Source organism: Acinetobacter sp. 1542444 (assembly GCF_000581835.1).
In the GTDB taxonomy this organism is placed as follows: domain Bacteria; phylum Pseudomonadota; class Gammaproteobacteria; order Pseudomonadales; family Moraxellaceae; genus Acinetobacter; species Acinetobacter pittii.
Map to the genome: position 1 here is coordinate 1 of NZ_JEYA01000006.1, position 18,029 is coordinate 18,029.

Consider the following 18,029-nt stretch of genomic DNA (forward strand, 5'->3'; position numbering starts at 1 on the left):
CCTGGCAATGAAGTATTGCCTGCAGGGTCAGTTGCTGTTGCTGTAACCGTATCGCCATCCACCAGGTTACCCGGGTTTGGTACTGACCATGTTCCGTCTGTGCCTGCCACGACTGTTGCAGTGGTGCCATCAGGATATGTCACAGTCACTGTAGAACCAGGTTCTGCTGTACCGCTCACTGGGTCAGTTGCATTGATTGGATCAAGTACAGGTGCATTTGGTGCGGTGGTATCAATCGTCACCACTGCTGTATCGGTACCTGCATTGCCTGCTGCATCTGTTGCAGTCACGGTAATGGTGTGTGGACCATCAGTTAATGCAGGAAGTGTATTGTCTGCAAGCGTCCAGGTGCCGTCACCATTGTTCACTGCTGGATAGTCAACACCATCCACGTTCACAACCACTGTTGCTGTCGGATCGTTCACTGTACCAGTGAGTGCTGGTGTGCTGTCGTTCGTCAACACATCATCAAGTGCAACCACCGGCGGTGTGATGTCGGCAGAGACTGTGCCTGTACCTGGCAATGAAGTATTGCCTGCAGGGTCAGTGGCTGTTGCTGTAACCGTATCGCCATCCACCAGATTGCCCGGGTTTGGTACTGACCATGTTCCGTCTGTGCCTGCCACGACTGTTGCAGTGGTGCCGTCAGGATATTTCACAGTCACTGTAGAACCAGGTTCTGCTGTACCGCTCACTGGGTCAGTTGCATTGATTGGATCAAGTACAGGTGCATTTGGTGCGGTGGTATCAATTGTATAAGTTTGTGTATCATTAACAGTGCTGCTATTACCTACTGCATCAGTGAAGGTTACTTTGGCATCAATTATTTTATCTGCATCCGCTGTTAAACCGCTACCAGGCACACTTACTGTCCATGTACCTGCTGCACTGTCTACAGTTGCATTATAAGTTACCCCATTAATAACAACTGTAACGGCTGTAGTAGCCGCATCTGAAGGAACGTTTGTCAGAACACCAGTAATCGTGACATTACCCGCTGCTTCTGATGCATTAATTACATTGTCAGCTGTTACTGAATCAACTGCGAAGTTGACACCATCGGTATTTGGGCCAACTGCATCGACAATAGCTGTGCCTGGTAATGATGGGTTACCTGCTGGATCTGTAGCAATCGCTTCAACTTCATCGCCATCATTCAGGCCAGGGTTTGGCACAGTCCACGTACCGTCTGGTCCTGCTACAACACTTGCTGTACTGCCGTCAGGATAAGTCACAGTCACTGTTGAACCAGGTTCTGCTGTACCTGTAATTGGGTCTGTCCCGTTAACCGGGTTAATTACTGGAGCATCAGGTGCAGTGGTATCGATTGCATATGTTTGTGTATCGTTAACACTGCTGCTATTACCTGCTGCATCTGTAAACGTTACTTTGGCATCAATTGTTTTATCTGCATCCGCAACCAAACCGCTACCCGGCACACTTACTGTCCATGTGCCTGCTGTGCTATCTACAGTCGCAGTATACGTCTGGCCATTAATCACAACAGTGACCACTGTATTTGCTGCATCTGCCGGAACGTTTTTCAATACACCTGTAACAGTAACGTTGCCTGACGCTTCTGACGCATTAATCACATTGTCAGCTGTTACTGAATCAATCGCAAAATTTACTGACCCTGTATTCGGTGCAGCTGTATCAACTGTTACAACCCCTGTATCGGTACCCGCATTGCCTGCTGCATCTGTCGCAGTTACGGTAATAGTGTGTGGACCATCAGTTAACGCAGGAAGTGTATTGTCTGCAAGCGTCCAGGTGCCATCACCATTATTCACTGCCGGATAGTCAGTGCCATCCACATTGACAACCACAGTGGCTGTTGGATCGTTCACTGTACCGGTTAACTCAGGTGTACTGTCATTGGTCAATACATCGTTAAGCGCTACTGTCGGCGCAACCGCATCAACCACAGCTGTTGCTGGGCCTGATGTATTGCCTGCCGGATCTTCTGTTACTGCTGTTACCGTATCACCATCATTTAAGCCTGGGTTTGGCACAGTCCAAGTACCATCCGGTCCTGCTACAACACTTGCTGTACTACCGTCCGGATATGTCACAGTCACTGTTGAACCAGGTTCTGCTGTACCTGTAATCGGGTCTGTCCCGTTAACTGGGTCGATCACTGGCACTGAAGGAGCAGCTGTATCAACTGTCACAACACCCGTATCTGTACCTACGTTACCTGCTGCATCTGTTGCAGTCACGGTAATGGTGTGTGGACCATCAGTTAATGCAGGAAGTGTATTGTCTGCAAGCGTCCAGGTGCCGTCACCATTGTTCACTGCCGGATAGTCAACGCCATCAACAGTCACCACTACAGTTGCTGTCGGATCGTTCACTGTACCAGTTAACGCAGGTGTACTGTCATTCGTTAATAGATCAGTTATAACAACTGCTGGTGCAACTGCATCAACAGTAGCTGTACCTGGTAAAGATGGGTTGCCTGCTGGATCTGTAGCAATTGCCTCAACTTTATCACCATCATTCAAGCCTGGGTTCGGCACAGTCCAAGTACCATCCGGTCCTGCTACAACTGTTGCTGTGTCACCATTAGGATAGGTTACTGTTACGGTTGAACCAGGTTCTGCAGTACCTGTAATCGGGTCTGTCCCGTTAACAGGGTCAATCACTGGCGCTGAAGGAGCAGCTGTATCCAGTGTATAAGTTTGTGTATCGTTAACTGTGCTGCTATTACCTGCTGCATCAGTGAAGGTTACTTTAGCATCAATCGTTTTATCAGCATCAGCAACCAAACCGCTACCTGGTACACTTACTGTCCATGTACCTGCTGCATTGTCTACAGTTGCAGTATAAGTTACCCCATTAATAACAACTGTAACGGCTGTAGTAGCCGCATCTGAAGGAACGTTTTTCAATACACCTGTAATCGTGACATTGCCAGCCGCTTCTGATGCATTAACCACATTATCAGCTGTTACCGAATCAACAGCAAAGTTAACACCATCCGTATTTGGACCAACTGCATCAACAATAGCTGTTCCTGGTCCTGATGTATTGCCAGCAGGGTCTGTTGCTACAGCTGTAACTTCATCACCATTATTCAAACCAGGGTTTGGTACAGTCCAAGTACCATCCGGTCCTGCTACAACACTTGCCGTACTACCGTCCGGATAAGTCACAGTTACTGTTGAACCAGGTTCTGCTGTACCTGTGATCGGGTCTGTCCCGTTAACCGGGTCAATCACTGGTGCATTCGGTGCAGTCGTATCAATCGTATAAGTTTGTGTATCTTTAACAGTACTGCTATTACCTGCCGCATCTGTAAACGTTACAGTCGCATCAATGGTTTTATCTGCATCAGCTGTTAGACCACTACCAGGCACACTTACTGTCCATGTACCCGCTGTTTTGTCTACAGTTGCAGTGTATGTCTGACCATTAATAACAACTGTAACGGCCGTATTGGCCGCATCTGCTGGAATGTTTTTCAAAACACCAGTAATCGTGACATTACCTGCTGCTTCTGATGCATTAATTACGTTATCTGAAGTAACAGGATCAACAGAAAAAGTGACTCCATCTGTATTTGGTGGAGTGGTATCAGCAGGTGTTGAGTCATCATCATTATCACTATTCGATGCTGCAGCGATAATACCGCCCGCAACTAAAGGAATAGCTGCCCACAACCATGGGTTTACACCTGCATCGTGATAAAGTAATGGTTCAATTGAAGAAATAGGCTGGTAAATAACGTCAGATACCAACTCTTGTGGTGCTTCTGCCGGTAAAGCAGCAGGTAAATCCTCAGCTACCAGAGCTTGTGGTTCAACATCACTGTCTGCGTCAGCATCCGCATCGGCATCGGCGTCCGCATCATTTTCAGCATCTTTGAATTTTGCCCAAATCAACTGTCCATTTTCATCTTGAAAAACAAGACTGTTATCTTTAGGCTCAGCTGTTCCACTAAAGAAGCCTTCAATAACAATAGTCTCGCCATTTTTCAGGCGAATGACTGCATTGGTACCCTCCCTATTCACTACCAATACATCACTGGCAGCCACTTTTACCAATACGACCGACGCTTCTGAAAGCTTTGCAGAAGTTCCCTGGATTGTTGACAAGGTATCGTGACTATCCTTGGCAATAATTTGTATTTCAGGCATATCTGTATTCCTTTTATATTATTGATTTAAATGATTTTATGTATAATTCTTTTTACTTAATATTTCTAAGTTTTTGACCTACAACTTAAAAACATTAAGTAATGTGATCATTTTTACATTAAACACTTTAAAATAAAAAAAACAAATACTAAAGTACCTAAAGAAAAAATTTTAATTAATAGAAATTATATATAAGTCTTAGTTAAGTTTTTCTTATGTTAACTTAATGAAAAATCACGTTAAACGTTTTATATATAAAACAAATTTATTATTTTACTATTTACCATTTGTTGAAAAATCATTTAATTAAAATATTCATATAACAATTATTAATATCTTAATAAAATAAAATATATTATTAATGATATATATAGAAAAAAAAGGCTTTAGGTAATATTTTACTATTACACTAAAACCTCATTTTTAAATATCTTATAAATTTTAAAACTATTTATATTTAGAAATTATCTGGACTCTCAAATCTTTTTACTTCTTGTAACTTATTCGGGTCATGCATTGTCGCAATTCCATCCTCAGTTTTTTGGTCTACAAGAATATCCGGATTATAAACGGTGATTGTTTCTCTACCCAGCGCATCCTCCCCCACAATATACTGAAAACCTCTTCGGTTCATCTTATGGCACAACCTTTGATAGAAGCCTTTTAAGCCTTCAGTTTCTTCGTTGGGGTTGTAATAAAAAGCATTCATCACAGCTGGTAAGCCTAGGCCGCACACAATACCTGATAACAATACACTAATAAATGTATATCCAATCAGGATACTACTATAGGGACTTAAGGCAGGGATATTGGCTACTGCCAAAATCAATGCAAGTGAAATTCCTCCTCGTACCCCACCCCAAGATAAAATAGTCAAACTACCGTTGTAGCTTTTAGTTCTACGCATTGTGGGGAAAAAAGCGAAAGCCATAAAGTTGGCAGCAAAACGGGAAATATGAAGAATAAAGAATGCAACAATACCGCCTAAAATCAGGCTAAAGTTTAGATCAAGAATAAATAACTCTAAGCCAATTAAAGTAAATAAGAATGAGTTAATGATTCCTTCTACTGTATGCCAAAAATGATTAACTTCTTGAATCTCTCGCTCTTCTCGTATTTCTTTCCATTTGTTCCCAACAATTAAACCGCCAATTACACAAGCAATCGGTGCTGATGCATGTGCAAACAAAGCAACCAAATATGCTCCACTTGCAAGTAAAGCTGTTGTTAAAATCAGGGACTCCATTTCGTGTTTACCACGTAATAGACGCAACACCCCTACCCCAAATGCCCAACCAATCCCGACGGCGACAACAATTTCATAAAGTAGAGCTTCTAATGTCGCTACTAATGAAAAATGTTCACCCTGTAAAACATTAAGTAAAGTCATAAACAATGCAATACACATTGCATCATTAAATAATGATTCACCTTCTAACTTAACAATTAAATGATGTGGTGCTCGAATCGAACTAAGCACACCTTTAATACCAATTGGGTCTGTTGCCCCTAAAGCTGCACCTAAAAGTAATAGCACCAGAATTGGCACATGATATCCAACAAGTAATTGGAATCCGTAGAGTAAACTGCCAAACAATACGGCGCAAAGCACTAAGGCAATTGTTGCCAAAATACTAATTTGTTTCCAATAACTTTTTAGATCTGAAATTTTAAATTTGAGTGCAGAAGAAGTTAGAATAAAACAAATAACACCATTAATTAAAAAATCATAAAAATCGATATGGCGTACTGCTTCTTCAATATTATGAATGTTAATGGTAATAAACTGGTTACCATTTAGTAGGCTGGCCCCCCACTGTAGAATAAAGACAAAAATTGCTGAGACCAGAGGAACACCAATCGCCTGTGGAAAGCCTAAAATACGCTTATTAAAGATCGTGGTTGCAATTGATAGTGCAAAAACCACTGTAAATGCTTGTAATAGAAAAAAATTACCCATGAATACCCTTCTTCTGGGTCAACGACCAAATAAACTACTTTGCTAGATCGACCAAACTTAATAAAAAGCTGACATAACTATGCCATAATCAAAAAAAAACAGAAATTAGGACATAAGTTTACCGAATTGATTGAACAATCTATCAATCTGTTAAATTTCTTAACATTATTTATAGTTATGATCTAAAAAAAAGATGAGCTTATTAAATTATGTTTAACAAGACTCATCCTATAAAATTTTAAACTGGATTATTAAAAGTATCGCATTGGTTAATATCACCAGTTTTTAAACCAACCTGAAACCAATGCATGCGCTGTTCACTACTACCATGAGTAAAGCTATCCGGAACGACCTGACCTGTAGAACGCTTTTGTAAATAATCATCTCCAATTTTTTGAGCAGCATCCATCGCCTCTTCAATGTCACCTTGCTCTAAAAATTGAGTTCGCTGTTGATTATGACTCGCCCAAATCCCCGCTAAACAGTCAGCTTGTAATTCTTGACGAACAGATAATTGGTTACCTTCTCTTTGGCTGACTTGTGCATGGGCTTGCTGTACTTGTGACGAAATACCCAGCAAGGTTTGAACATGGTGCCCTACTTCATGTGCAACCACATAAGCTTGTGCGAAATCGCCAGCCTGATCTTCCCTAGAAAGTTCAGTTTGGTTCTGCTCACCAGAAATTCCCATTTGCTGACGCATATCTTTAAAGAATTCTGTATCGATATAAACCTTTTGGTCTGCAGGACAATAAAATGGCCCCATCGCAGATTGGGCAGTACCACATCCTGATTGAGCTATTCCACTAAACAAAACTAATTTAGGTGGCGTATAGCTTTTACCTAACTGTTTAAATATAGGAGTCCAGACGTCCTCTGTATCAGCCAAAACCGTTCCAACAAAATCCGAGGCTTCTTTTTGCTCGGCCGTTAAACTTTCTGGCGCAGTTGCATTTGATTGTTGTGAAGCAGTAACTTGCTGCGTTGCTTGATAAGCCTGTTGTGGATCAACACCAAAGAACTTCCACGCAACAAATGCAACAACTAAACCAATAATACTGATACCGCCAGCTCTAACACCGCCACCACCTCGACGGTCCTCAACATTACTACTAATTCGTCGACCTTTCCAGCGCATAATTTCCCTCTTCTTTTTAGAATGGCATCATGAACCCGATGCTTTTTTAGGCCACATTTTTTGTATTAAGCTCACAATTAATAGAACAATTGCACCTGCAACAAGTCCTATTCCAAAGTTAATCAATGTTGGTGTTAAAGCACCAATGATGTTACCCACTGCTGGTATTGTTTCCACATGATCCACTGTGTCTTCAGTTAAGTGATGAAGCAATGGAATCGTATGATTAATAATCCCGCCACCCACTAAAAACATTGCAATAGTGCCCACGATTGAAAGTAATTTCATCAAAATAGGAGCAAAAGCTAATAGGCCTCGACCTATAGTTTGTTTAAATGAGGTCGACTGTTCTGTTAAATATAATCCCAAATCATCAATCTTAACAATCATACCAACTAGGCCATAAACGCCAATCGTCATTACAACTGCAATAACACTTAAAACGCTTACTTTGGTCATTAAAGTAGCCGTAGCAACTGTACCGAGCGTAATCACCACGATCTCAGCCGATAAAATAAAATCAGTTCTTACTGCTCCTTTTATTTTTTCTTTTTCAAAAGTTGCTAAGTCTAATTCTTCAGTTTCAAGCTCTGCTTTTGCTTCCTCTGATGTAGAAGCTTTTTTATGCATAATTGTATGAAGAACTTTCTCTACTCCCTCATAACATAAAAATAAGCCTCCGAGCATTAATAGCGGATTAATAAGCCAAGGTGCAATCACACTAATTAACAATGCTAAAGGAACTAAAATAAGCTTATTAACAAATGAACCTTTGGCCACCTTCCAAACAATAGGTAGTTCACGATCTGCACGCACACCTGTTACTTGCTGAGCATTTAAGGCCAAATCGTCACCTAAAACTCCAGCAGTTTTCTTGGCTGCCATTTTGCTCATTAAAGCAACATCATCTAAAATTGTTGCTATATCATCTAGTAATAAAAGTAAGCCACTCGCCATTTCTTATCCAAGTTTGTATTTATTAAGGCTATTGTAAGATGATTTTTTTGAATTTCTGTAATTTTACTGAATAAATTCACAATATTATTTTAAGAAAAGTTTCCCCAATCGCTGACGAAAAAAATTTATTTCCCGTACAATAATGCCAATCTTTTATATTACAGGGCTTACTACCCCTGATTAAGCCAATACGATAGTGGAATAAATAATGAGTAATGTTGATCAGCGTCCAATTATTTTGACAGGCGACCGCCCAACCGGACAACTTCATCTTGGGCATTTTGTCGGTTCTTTGCGTTCTCGTGTAGGTTTACAGGATAGCCATCATCAACATCTCTTATTAGCAGATGCACAAGCATTAACAGATAATGCAGATAATCCAGATAAAGTTCGTCGTAATATTCTAGAAGTTGCTCTAGATTATTTAGCTGTAGGCATTGATCCAACAAAAACTACCATTTGTGTTCAGTCTTGCTTGCCAGCACTCAATGAACTCACAATGCTCTATCTTAACTTTGTGACAGTTGCGCGTTTAGAACGTAACCCGACCATTAAATCTGAAATTCAAATGCGTGGTTTCGAGCGTGACATTCCAGCTGGTTTCCTCTGCTACCCTGTTGCACAAGCGGCTGATATTACTGCTTTCAAAGCAACTGTGGTTCCAGTTGGTGAAGATCAGATTCCAATGATTGAACAAACCAATGAAATTGTACGTCGAGTAAATCGCCAAATCGGTCAAGATCTTTTGCCTGAATGTAAAGCTTTGCTTTCTAATATGGCACGTCTACCTGGTTTTGATGGTAAAGCGAAAATGTCTAAATCATTAGGCAATACCATCGTTTTAAATGCTTCTGATAAAGACATTAAAAAAGCTGTTAATGCGATGTACACCGATCCAAATCACCTTCGTATTGAAGATCCAGGTCAAGTTGAAGGCAATATTGTATTTACTTATTTAGATGCATTTGATCCAAACAAAGAAGAAGTTGAAGAGTTAAAAGCTCACTATCGTCGCGGTGGTCTTGGTGACGGTACAGTTAAAAAACGTCTTGAAGGTGTCTTAAAAGAGTTAATTACACCTATTCGTGAACGTCGCGAAGAACTTGCTAAAGATCCTGACTATATTATGGATGTTTTACGTCAAGGTACAGATAAGTGCCGTCTTATTACTCAACAGACTTTAGACGAAGTTAAAGATGGTTTAGGTTTATTTAAATTTTAATTCTCGTTAGAAATTAAAAGCCCTTCGGGGCTTTTTTTATTTATTAGATTCAATAATATTCATTTTTTAGAATTACTAATGTATTGATAGCCATTCACAGGCTTTTACCCTATTAACGTGAAGTAACACTTATTAACGCTAATAGCGATGAAGAATATCTTAACTTTATCTATTATCCTCTATGTAGGTTACATCATATGAGCCTCACGACATTTCTCCTTAAACCGAAACTGTTTTTACAGATTCGTTGTTCTACGCAATGATCACCCCAATCATTGCGTATTTTTTTGCCTAAAAATTTTATTTATGAATTAGCTATACTTATAAAAACTCTTATTTTTCTTTAATAAATAAAAAAACACCGCATCATTTTTCAGATGCGGTGCTTTTTAAGATTCAGCGTAAAGCGATTAAGCTAAACCTTTCTCTTTTAAAACTTGCAACATAGTTGAACCAAGCTCAGCTGGGCTACGAGTGTAAGCCATACCTGCTTTTTCAAATGCAGCGAATTTCTCTTCAGCAGTACCTTGACCACCAGAAATAATCGCACCAGCGTGACCCATACGCTTACCTTTAGGAGCAGTTACACCAGCAATGTAACCTACTACAGGCTTAGTCACGTTAGATTTGATGAATTCAGCAGCTTCTTCTTCCGCTGTACCACCGATCTCACCGATCATGATGATTGCATCAGTATCTGGATCATCTTGGAACAATTGAAGCGCTTCGATTTGGTTCATACCTGGGATTGGGTCACCACCGATACCGATACAAGTAGACTGACCTAAACCAAGCTTAGTTGTTTGAGCAACAGCTTCATAAGTCAATGTACCTGAACGCGAGATGATACCAATACGACCTGGTTGGTGAATATGACCAGGCATAATACCAATCTTACATTCACCCGGAGTGATCACGCCTGGACAGTTAGGACCAACTAAACGAGTACCGTTACCGTTAGTTTCTAAGTAGCGTTTTGCTTTAAGCATGTCGATTGTTGGAACACCTTCAGTGATCACAACGATTAGGCCAACACCTGAATCAACCGCTTCAACGATTGAGTCTAAAACGAATGGAGCTGGTACATAGATTACAGATGCATCTGCATTTGTTTCACGTACAGCTTCTTTCATTGTGTTGAATACTGGTAGGTCAAGGTGAGTAGTACCGCCTTTACCCGGAGTAACACCACCAACAACTTTTGTACCGTAGTCTAAAGCTTGTGCAGAGTGGAAAGTACCGTTTTTACCAGTAAAACCTTGTACCAATACTTTAGTGTCTTTATTAATTAATACGCTCATGATTGATACTCCCCTTACGCTTTAACTGCAGCTACAACTTTTTCTGCGGCATCAGACAAGCCGTTTGCAGAAATTAATTTCAAACCAGATTCATCAAGTAATTTAGCACCTAACTCAGCGTTGTTACCTTCTAAACGAACAACAACTGGAACAGTTACGTTTACTTCTTGAACCGCTGCAATAATCGCTTCAGCAATCATGTCACAACGTACGATACCACCAAAGATGTTGATTAAAACACCTTGTACAGATGTATCAGCAAGGATGATTTTAAACGCTTCGATTACGCGCTCTTTAGTTGCGCCGCCACCAACGTCAAGGAAGTTTGCAGGCTGACCACCATAAAGTTTAATGATGTCCATAGTTGCCATTGCAAGACCAGCACCGTTAACCATACAACCGATGTTACCTTCTAAAGCAACATAGTTAAGATCAAATTCAGATGCTTTTAATTCACGCTCATTCTCTTGAGATTTGTCACGTAAAGCAGCAACTTTAGGTAAACGGTAAAGCGCGTTAGAATCGATACCTACTTTCGCGTCTACACATAAAATTTCGCCATTTTCACGAACTGAAAGTGGGTTAATTTCAAATAAAGCAAAATCATTTTCAACAAATGCTTGGTAAGCAGCTGTCATGATTTTTACGAATTGACCGATTTGTTTGTCTTTCAAACCTAAAGCAAACGCAACTTCACGTGCTTGGAATGGTTGTAAGCCAACTAATGGATCAACTTCAACTTTGATAATTTTTTCTGGAGTTTCTTCAGCAACTTTCTCGATTTCTACACCACCTTCTGTAGAAGCCATGAAAGTAATACGACGGCTAGAACGGTCTACAACCGCACCTAAGTAAAGCTCACGCTCAACTGGGTATACGTCTTCAGCAACAATAATGCTGTTTACTGGTTGACCATTTGCATCTGTTTGATACGTTACAAGACGAGTACCAATGATATTGTTTGCAAATTCGATAACGTCTTCTTTAGATTTTGCAACTTTAACGCCACCAGCCTTACCACGACCACCAGCATGAACTTGCGCTTTCATTACCGCGAATTTACCACCAAGCTGTTCAAATGCAGCAACTGCTTCGTCTGCATTGGTAGCCAAGATACCTTCTTGTACTGGCATACCATATTCTTTCAATAACGCTTTAGCTTGATACTCATGTAAGTTCATTTAGTTACCTACTTAACTTTGTTTGTTGTCTTCAATTTGCGCAACATTCTCATGTTACATATGCAAATTGCTGTCTACGTCTTTCACCTTGATGCTTTTTTAATCACACCATCGAATGTGAAAAAGAGCGGAGAACCCGCTCTTTATTTTATTTACGCTTACGTTGAATCGCGTGAATTGCACGACCATCTACAGCAAGTGCAGCTTCATGAACAACTTCAGAGAATGTTGGGTGACCAAAAGTCATCAACTGAAGATCTTCAACTGAAGATACAAATTCAAGAGCGATCATACCTTGGTGTACGATATCAGATGCAGCAGGTCCAATAACATGCATACCTAATAAACGGTCAGTTTTTGCATCAGCAACAAACTTAACAAAACCAGCACCTTCACCCGCTGCTAAAGCACGACCATTTACAGCAAAACCGAATTGACCAGTTTTAACTTCATGACCTTTTTCTTTAGCTTGTTCTTCAGTTAAACCAACCCATGCCGCTTCCGGATGTGTATAGATAACAGAAATGATTGTGTCATAGTTCACTTGAGCTGCGTGACCGTGGATACGCTCAACAGCCATTACACCTTCTTCCATTGCTTTATGAGCAAGCATTGGACCGCGAACCAAGTCACCAATCGCATATACACCTTCTACAGAAGTTGCACAGTGATCGTTTACTTCCACTAGACCACGTTCAGTCAATTTAATGCCTGAATCTTCAGCCAATAAACCTTCAGCATAAGCTTTACGGCCAACACAAACGATTAACTTGTCAAAAGTTTGAGTTTTTTCTTCGCCGCCTTGAGTGTATTTAACAGTCACTTCACGACCATTAATTTCAGTACCAGAAACTTTAGCACCGATACGAATATCAAGACCTTGCTTAGTTAAAAGTTTTTGGTAGTCTTTTGCCAAAGCTTTATCAGCCATTGGTAAGAATGCATCCATTGCTTCAAAAACAACAACTTCAGCACCAAGACGACGCCAAACAGAACCAAGCTCTAAACCGATTACGCCTGCACCAATTACACCTAAACGCTTAGGTACTTCTGGGAAGTTCAATGCACCAGTTGAATCAACAATAATATCTTGATCTACAGGAGCTACTGGAATATTTACAGGCACAGAACCAGACGCAAGAATAACGTATTTAGGTTCTAAAACTTGAGTTTCACCTTCATGAGAAACGAACTCAACTTTTTTACCAGCAAGTAATTTACCAGTACCTTTTAACCATTCAATGCCATTGCCTTTAAGCAATTGATCAATACCACCAGTTAATTGGTCAACAATTTTGTCTTTACGAGCAAGAAGCTTAGCAAGATCAAAATTCACTTCACCTGTAGTGATACCGTGATCAGCTAAGTGATGTACTGTATCTTCGTAACGATGAGAAGAGTCAAGTAATGCTTTAGAAGGAATACAACCTACGTTTAAGCATGTACCACCTAAAGATGGCTTACCGTTGTGAATACGTTTTTCGATACAAGCGACTTTAAAACCTAGTTGAGCAGCGCGAATCGCAGCTTCATAACCACCAGGACCACCGCCAATAACAACAAGATCAAATTGTTGAGACATTGTTTATCTCCATGGTCCGAGATAGAGGATCACTCTACCTCGGTAATATTATTCGAAGAAATTAAAGATCAAGGATGAGTTTAGCTGGCTCTTCTAACAATTCTTTGATTGCCACCAAGAAACCTACAGCTTCTTTACCATCGATCATACGGTGGTCATAAGAAAGTGCTAAATACATCATTGGCAAGATTTCAACTTGACCATTTACAGCCATAGGACGCTCTTGGATTTTGTGCATACCCAAGATACCAGTTTGTGGCTGATTCAAAATTGGAGTTGAAAGTAATGAACCGAAAGTACCACCGTTAGTGATTGTGAAAGTACCACCAGTCATTTCTTCGATAGATAATTTACCATCACGTGCTTTAGCAGCATATGCACCAATACCAGATTCAACTTCTGCATAGCTCATACGATCAGTATCACGTAATACTGGTACAACAAGACCACGATCAGAAGATACTGCAACACCGATGTCGTAGTAACCGTGATAAACGATATCGTCGCCATCAATTGAAGCGTTTACAGCTGGGTAGCGTTTAAGCGCTTCAGTTGCTGCTTTAACGAAGAATGACATGAAACCTAAACGAGCGCCATGACGTTTTTCAAAAGCATCTTTATATTGCTTACGCAATTCCATGATTGGCTTCATGTTAACTTCGTTGAATGTAGTTAACATTGCTGTTTCTTGAGTTGCAGCAAGAAGACGCTCAGCTACACGCTTACGTAAACGAGTCATTGGAACGCGTTTTTCGATACGCTCACCAACAGCCACACTTAACGGAGTAACGTTAGCAGCTGGTTTAGCTTGATGGTTTGCAACATCTTCTTTAGTGATACGACCACCACGACCAGTACCTTGTACGTCAGCAGCAGCAATACCAGATTCAGTTAATGCTTTACGAACTGCAGGAGCTTGATCAGATACAGTTTCTGTACGCTCAACAACAGGCGCTGCACCAGCTTGAGTTTGAGCAACTGCTTGCTCTACTGCTGCAGGAGCAGCCGCTGCTGCACCAGCACCAGCTTCAAATTGAGCAATAACTTCGTCAGAAAGAACTGTATCGCCTTCATCTTTAATGATTGCAACTAAGCTACCATCAGCAGGAGCAACAACTTCTAAAACAACTTTGTCGGTTTCAATATCACAGATTACTTCATCACGTGATACAGGTTCACCCACCTTTTTGTGCCAAGTTGCGATGGTGCCATCTGCAACAGACTCTGGGAATACCGGTGCTTTAATTTCGGTTGCCATTATTGAGAATCTCCTGATTGTTCAGCTTCGATTGCCAATGCATCATTAATTAGCTGAGCTTGTTGTTTTGCATGCAAGTACGGTGAGCCACAAGCTGGTGCAGCAGAAGCTTCACGACCTGCAAAACTGATACGGATTTGTTTGCCAGATTTTAAGATATCGTCATATAAACGCGGTGCAATAAATAACCATGCGCCTTGGTTCTTCGGCTCTTCTTGTGCCCAAACGAGTTCTTTCACATTTGGATAAGCAGCCAAGATTTCCGCAAGACGTTGCTCTGGGTATGGATACAACTGTTCAATACGTACGATTGCAACATTAGTTAAGTTTTGTTCACGACGTTTTTCAAGTAAGTCGTAATAAACTTTACCGCCACAAAGTACAAGACGAGTTACATCTGACTTGTTAATTTGATCGATTTCATCAATTACAGTTTGGAATGAACCATTTGCAAGCTCTTCTAAAGTAGAAGTCGCAAGTTTATGACGAAGTAAAGATTTCGGTGACATTACAATCAATGGCTTACGAATTGGGCGTACAGCTTGACGACGTAATGCATGGAAAATCTGTGCAGGTGTCGTTGGAGTGATCACTTGCATGTTGTCTTCAGCACATAACTGTAAGAAACGTTCTAAACGAGCTGATGAGTGTTCTGGGCCTTGACCTTCGAAACCGTGTGGTAACAACATTGTTAAACCACAAACACGTTCCCACTTAGTCTCACCAGAAGCAATAAACTGGTCAATCACAACTTGAGCACAGTTTACGAAGTCACCAAATTGTGCTTCCCAAATAATCAAGCTCTTAGGAATTGTAGTTGCGTAACCATATTCGAATGCAAGAACTGCTTCTTCAGATAAAAGAGAGTCATAAATCGCAAAACGTGGTTGGTTCTCTTTCACATGACAAAGTGGAATGTAAGTTGAACCATCAGCTTGGTTATGCAATTTCGCATGACGGTGTGAGAAGGTACCACGACCCACGTCTTCACCAGTAATACGAACTAGATAATCTTCATCTAATAAAGTTGCATAAGCTAAAGTTTCTGCTGCACCCCAGTTTAATGGAGTTTCACCAGTTTGCATTTTTACGCGGTCTTCAATTACTTTTTGAACCTGACGCTGCATTACAAACCCTTCAGGAAGTTTGCTCATGCCCTCGCCTAATTCTTTTAAGCGATTTAAGTCAAATGAAGTATCCCAATCGTCTGTGTAGTCATGGCCCAAATATGGAGTCCAATCAACAAACATTTTGGTATTTGGTTCAAGAATCAATGCATTTGCTACATGATTACCCGCTTCTAGATCAGAACGGTAATCTTCAACCATTTGGTCTGCTTCAGCACGATCAAGTACTTTCTCTTGAACAAGTTGATCAGCATAAAGTGTACGAGTAGTCGCTTTCTTCGCAATTACTTGATACATCAATGGTTGTGTACCAGATGGCTCATCTGCTTCGTTATGGCCACGACGACGATAACAGAACAAATCGATAACAACATCTTTACGGAATTCGTGACGGAAATCATGTGCTAATTGAGTAGCAAAGATAACAGCTTCAGGATCATCGCCATTTACATGGAAAATTGGCGCCTGAATCATTTTAGCAACGTCTGTACAGTATTCTGTAGAACGTGCGTCACGAGGATCAGAAGTTGTGAAACCTACTTGGTTGTTCACAATAATATGAACTGTACCACCAACCGTATAGCCACGAGTTTGTGACATCTGGAAGGTTTCCATGTTCACGCCCTGACCTGCAAATGCCGCATCACCATGAACAATAACTGGTAAAACGTCATCACCGCCAATGTCTCTACGACGTACTTGACGTGCACGTACAGAACCTTCAACTACAGGACCAACAATTTCCAAGTGAGATGGGTTAAATGCTAATGCCAAGTGAACTTCGCCACCTGGAGTCATTACATTACTTGAGAAACCTTGGTGGTATTTAACGTCGCCAGAACCTTTTTTATGAATTGATTTACCTTCGAACTCACCAAATAAGTCCGCAGGGTTTTTACCCATAATATTCACAAGAAGGTTTAAACGGCCACGGTGTGGCATACCAATAACAACTTCTTTACAACCTACAGCACCAGCACGCTGAATAATCTCGTTTACCATCGGAATAAAAGATTCGCCGCCTTCAACACCAAAGCGTTTAGCACCGACGTATTTATTACCAAGATATTTTTCAAGACCTTCCGCAGCAGTTAAACGCTCTAAGAAGCCTTTCTTTTGATCATTTGTGTAATTGAATTTACCACGGGCACTTTCAAGACGCTGTTGAATCCAACGTTTTTCTTTTGTGTCCACGATATGCATGTATTCAACACCGATCGAACCACAATAGATTGATTCCATTGCTTCAATCATTTCAGCAAGCGTTGCTTCGCTTTTGCCAATTTCAAGATTGCCGGTATTGAATACAGTGTCTAAATCTGATTTGGTTAAACCGTGAGCTGAAAGATCTAAATCTGGAATCTCTTCACGCTTAGCAAGACCTAATGGATCTAATTTAGCTTTTTGATGTCCGCGATTACGATAAGCAGCAATAAGTTGTAAAACGCCAATTTGACGACGCTCATGCTCAGTACTTACAGTACTTTGTACAACAGGTTGAACACGGTTAGCATTACGTCCTAGTAATAGGAATTGCTCACGCACAGCGCTGTGTGGTTGGTCACCCTTTGGATATTTATCGAAATATTGGCGCCAGTCCTCAGCTACAGAGGTTGGGGAAGTCAGGTACTGCTCGTAAAGTTCTTCAATATACGCTGCACTATCAGCGGAAAGTTCAGTGTCAAGACGCAATGCGTCAGCAACTTCTTGCATTTGTGGACCCATTTCCTATTGCAAAAAATATTACAGGCTGCCTTTTAAGCACACCCATGATGCATAATGCCAAATTGGTAAAAAAGGCATTACTTACCCAACAGGTCTCTAAGACCATGGGGCGTCATACTACCTAGAGAGAAAACTCCATAGGTAATTAATGAATCACAACGCCCTCAATGGCATCATCACTCACCTTATACTCGATTAAAACCGAGCAATTTTTTGCAAATCTTTTTAGAAAAATTAACTTTAAAATTAACTTTTCTAAAATGACTTTAACCATAAAAATTAAGCACAGATCTAAGATCGTGCTACTTAAATTAATTTCACTAGTATACGCTTTTTTCACCTATAACTTTGTGGCAAATCGTATCATGTTCTTAAACAACGATTGATTTTTTTGACACATACCACCTATAAATTGGCGAAATACATAAGCGATTTT

General features: G+C 40.6%; 11 protein-coding genes. 1 reads left to right on the forward strand and 10 read right to left on the reverse strand.

The features are described 5' to 3' along the window. The 4 genes from J580_RS23335 to J580_RS19200 all read right to left on the reverse strand — a co-directional run. On the reverse strand, positions 1–4,142 hold a 4,142-nt coding region (locus J580_RS23335; protein ID WP_032005334.1), incomplete at its 3' end, for an Ig-like domain-containing protein. Positions 4,143–4,599: 457 nt separating this feature from the next. After that, entirely contained in the window at positions 4,600–6,102 is a 1,503-nt protein-coding gene (locus J580_RS19190) for a cation:proton antiporter (RefSeq protein ID WP_002116022.1), read from the reverse strand. A gap of 238 nt (positions 6,103–6,340) precedes the next feature. Further along, positions 6,341–7,240: a neutral zinc metallopeptidase gene (locus J580_RS19195; protein ID WP_032005336.1), complete on the reverse strand. Its 900-nt coding sequence runs from the start codon at positions 7,238–7,240 to the stop codon at positions 6,341–6,343. A gap of 27 nt (positions 7,241–7,267) precedes the next feature. Beyond that, entirely contained in the window at positions 7,268–8,197 is a 930-nt protein-coding gene (locus J580_RS19200; protein WP_005072929.1) for a DUF808 domain-containing protein, read from the reverse strand. A gap of 208 nt (positions 8,198–8,405) precedes the next feature. Here J580_RS19200 and trpS point away from each other — a divergent pair, with 208 nt between their 5' ends. After that, positions 8,406–9,419, forward strand: coding sequence for a tryptophan--tRNA ligase (trpS, locus tag J580_RS19205; RefSeq protein WP_002116097.1), 1,014 nt, complete (start codon positions 8,406–8,408; stop codon positions 9,417–9,419). 410 nt (positions 9,420–9,829) lie between these two features. Here the strand turns inward: trpS and sucD are convergent, their stop codons facing one another. The 6 genes from sucD to J580_RS0104445 form a co-directional block, all read right to left on the reverse strand. Then, entirely contained in the window at positions 9,830–10,720 is an 891-nt protein-coding gene (gene sucD / locus J580_RS19210) for a succinate--CoA ligase subunit alpha (protein ID WP_000114637.1), read from the reverse strand. Between the two features lie 14 nt (positions 10,721–10,734). Next, positions 10,735–11,901 carry an ADP-forming succinate--CoA ligase subunit beta gene (gene sucC / locus J580_RS19215; RefSeq protein ID WP_001048573.1) on the reverse strand — a complete coding sequence of 389 codons (1,167 nt, stop codon included), beginning with the start codon at positions 11,899–11,901 and terminating at the stop codon, positions 10,735–10,737. A 148-nt stretch (positions 11,902–12,049) separates the two neighbouring features. After that, positions 12,050–13,483 (reverse strand): dihydrolipoyl dehydrogenase, encoded by a 1,434-nt coding sequence (lpdA, locus tag J580_RS19220; protein ID WP_017386755.1) that lies wholly within the window; start codon positions 13,481–13,483, stop codon positions 12,050–12,052. A gap of 61 nt (positions 13,484–13,544) precedes the next feature. Further along, positions 13,545–14,741: a 2-oxoglutarate dehydrogenase complex dihydrolipoyllysine-residue succinyltransferase gene (odhB, locus tag J580_RS19225; RefSeq protein WP_005064561.1), complete on the reverse strand. Its 1,197-nt coding sequence runs from the start codon at positions 14,739–14,741 to the stop codon at positions 13,545–13,547. Then, entirely contained in the window at positions 14,741–17,581 is a 2,841-nt protein-coding gene (locus tag J580_RS19230) for a 2-oxoglutarate dehydrogenase E1 component (protein ID WP_025466613.1), read from the reverse strand. Before J580_RS19230 ends, odhB begins: the two co-directional genes overlap by 1 nt. A gap of 157 nt (positions 17,582–17,738) precedes the next feature. Further along, positions 17,739–17,867 carry a hypothetical protein gene (locus J580_RS0104445; protein ID WP_002116082.1) on the reverse strand — a complete coding sequence of 43 codons (129 nt, stop codon included), beginning with the start codon at positions 17,865–17,867 and terminating at the stop codon, positions 17,739–17,741. Positions 17,868–18,029: the final 162 nt, after the last annotated feature.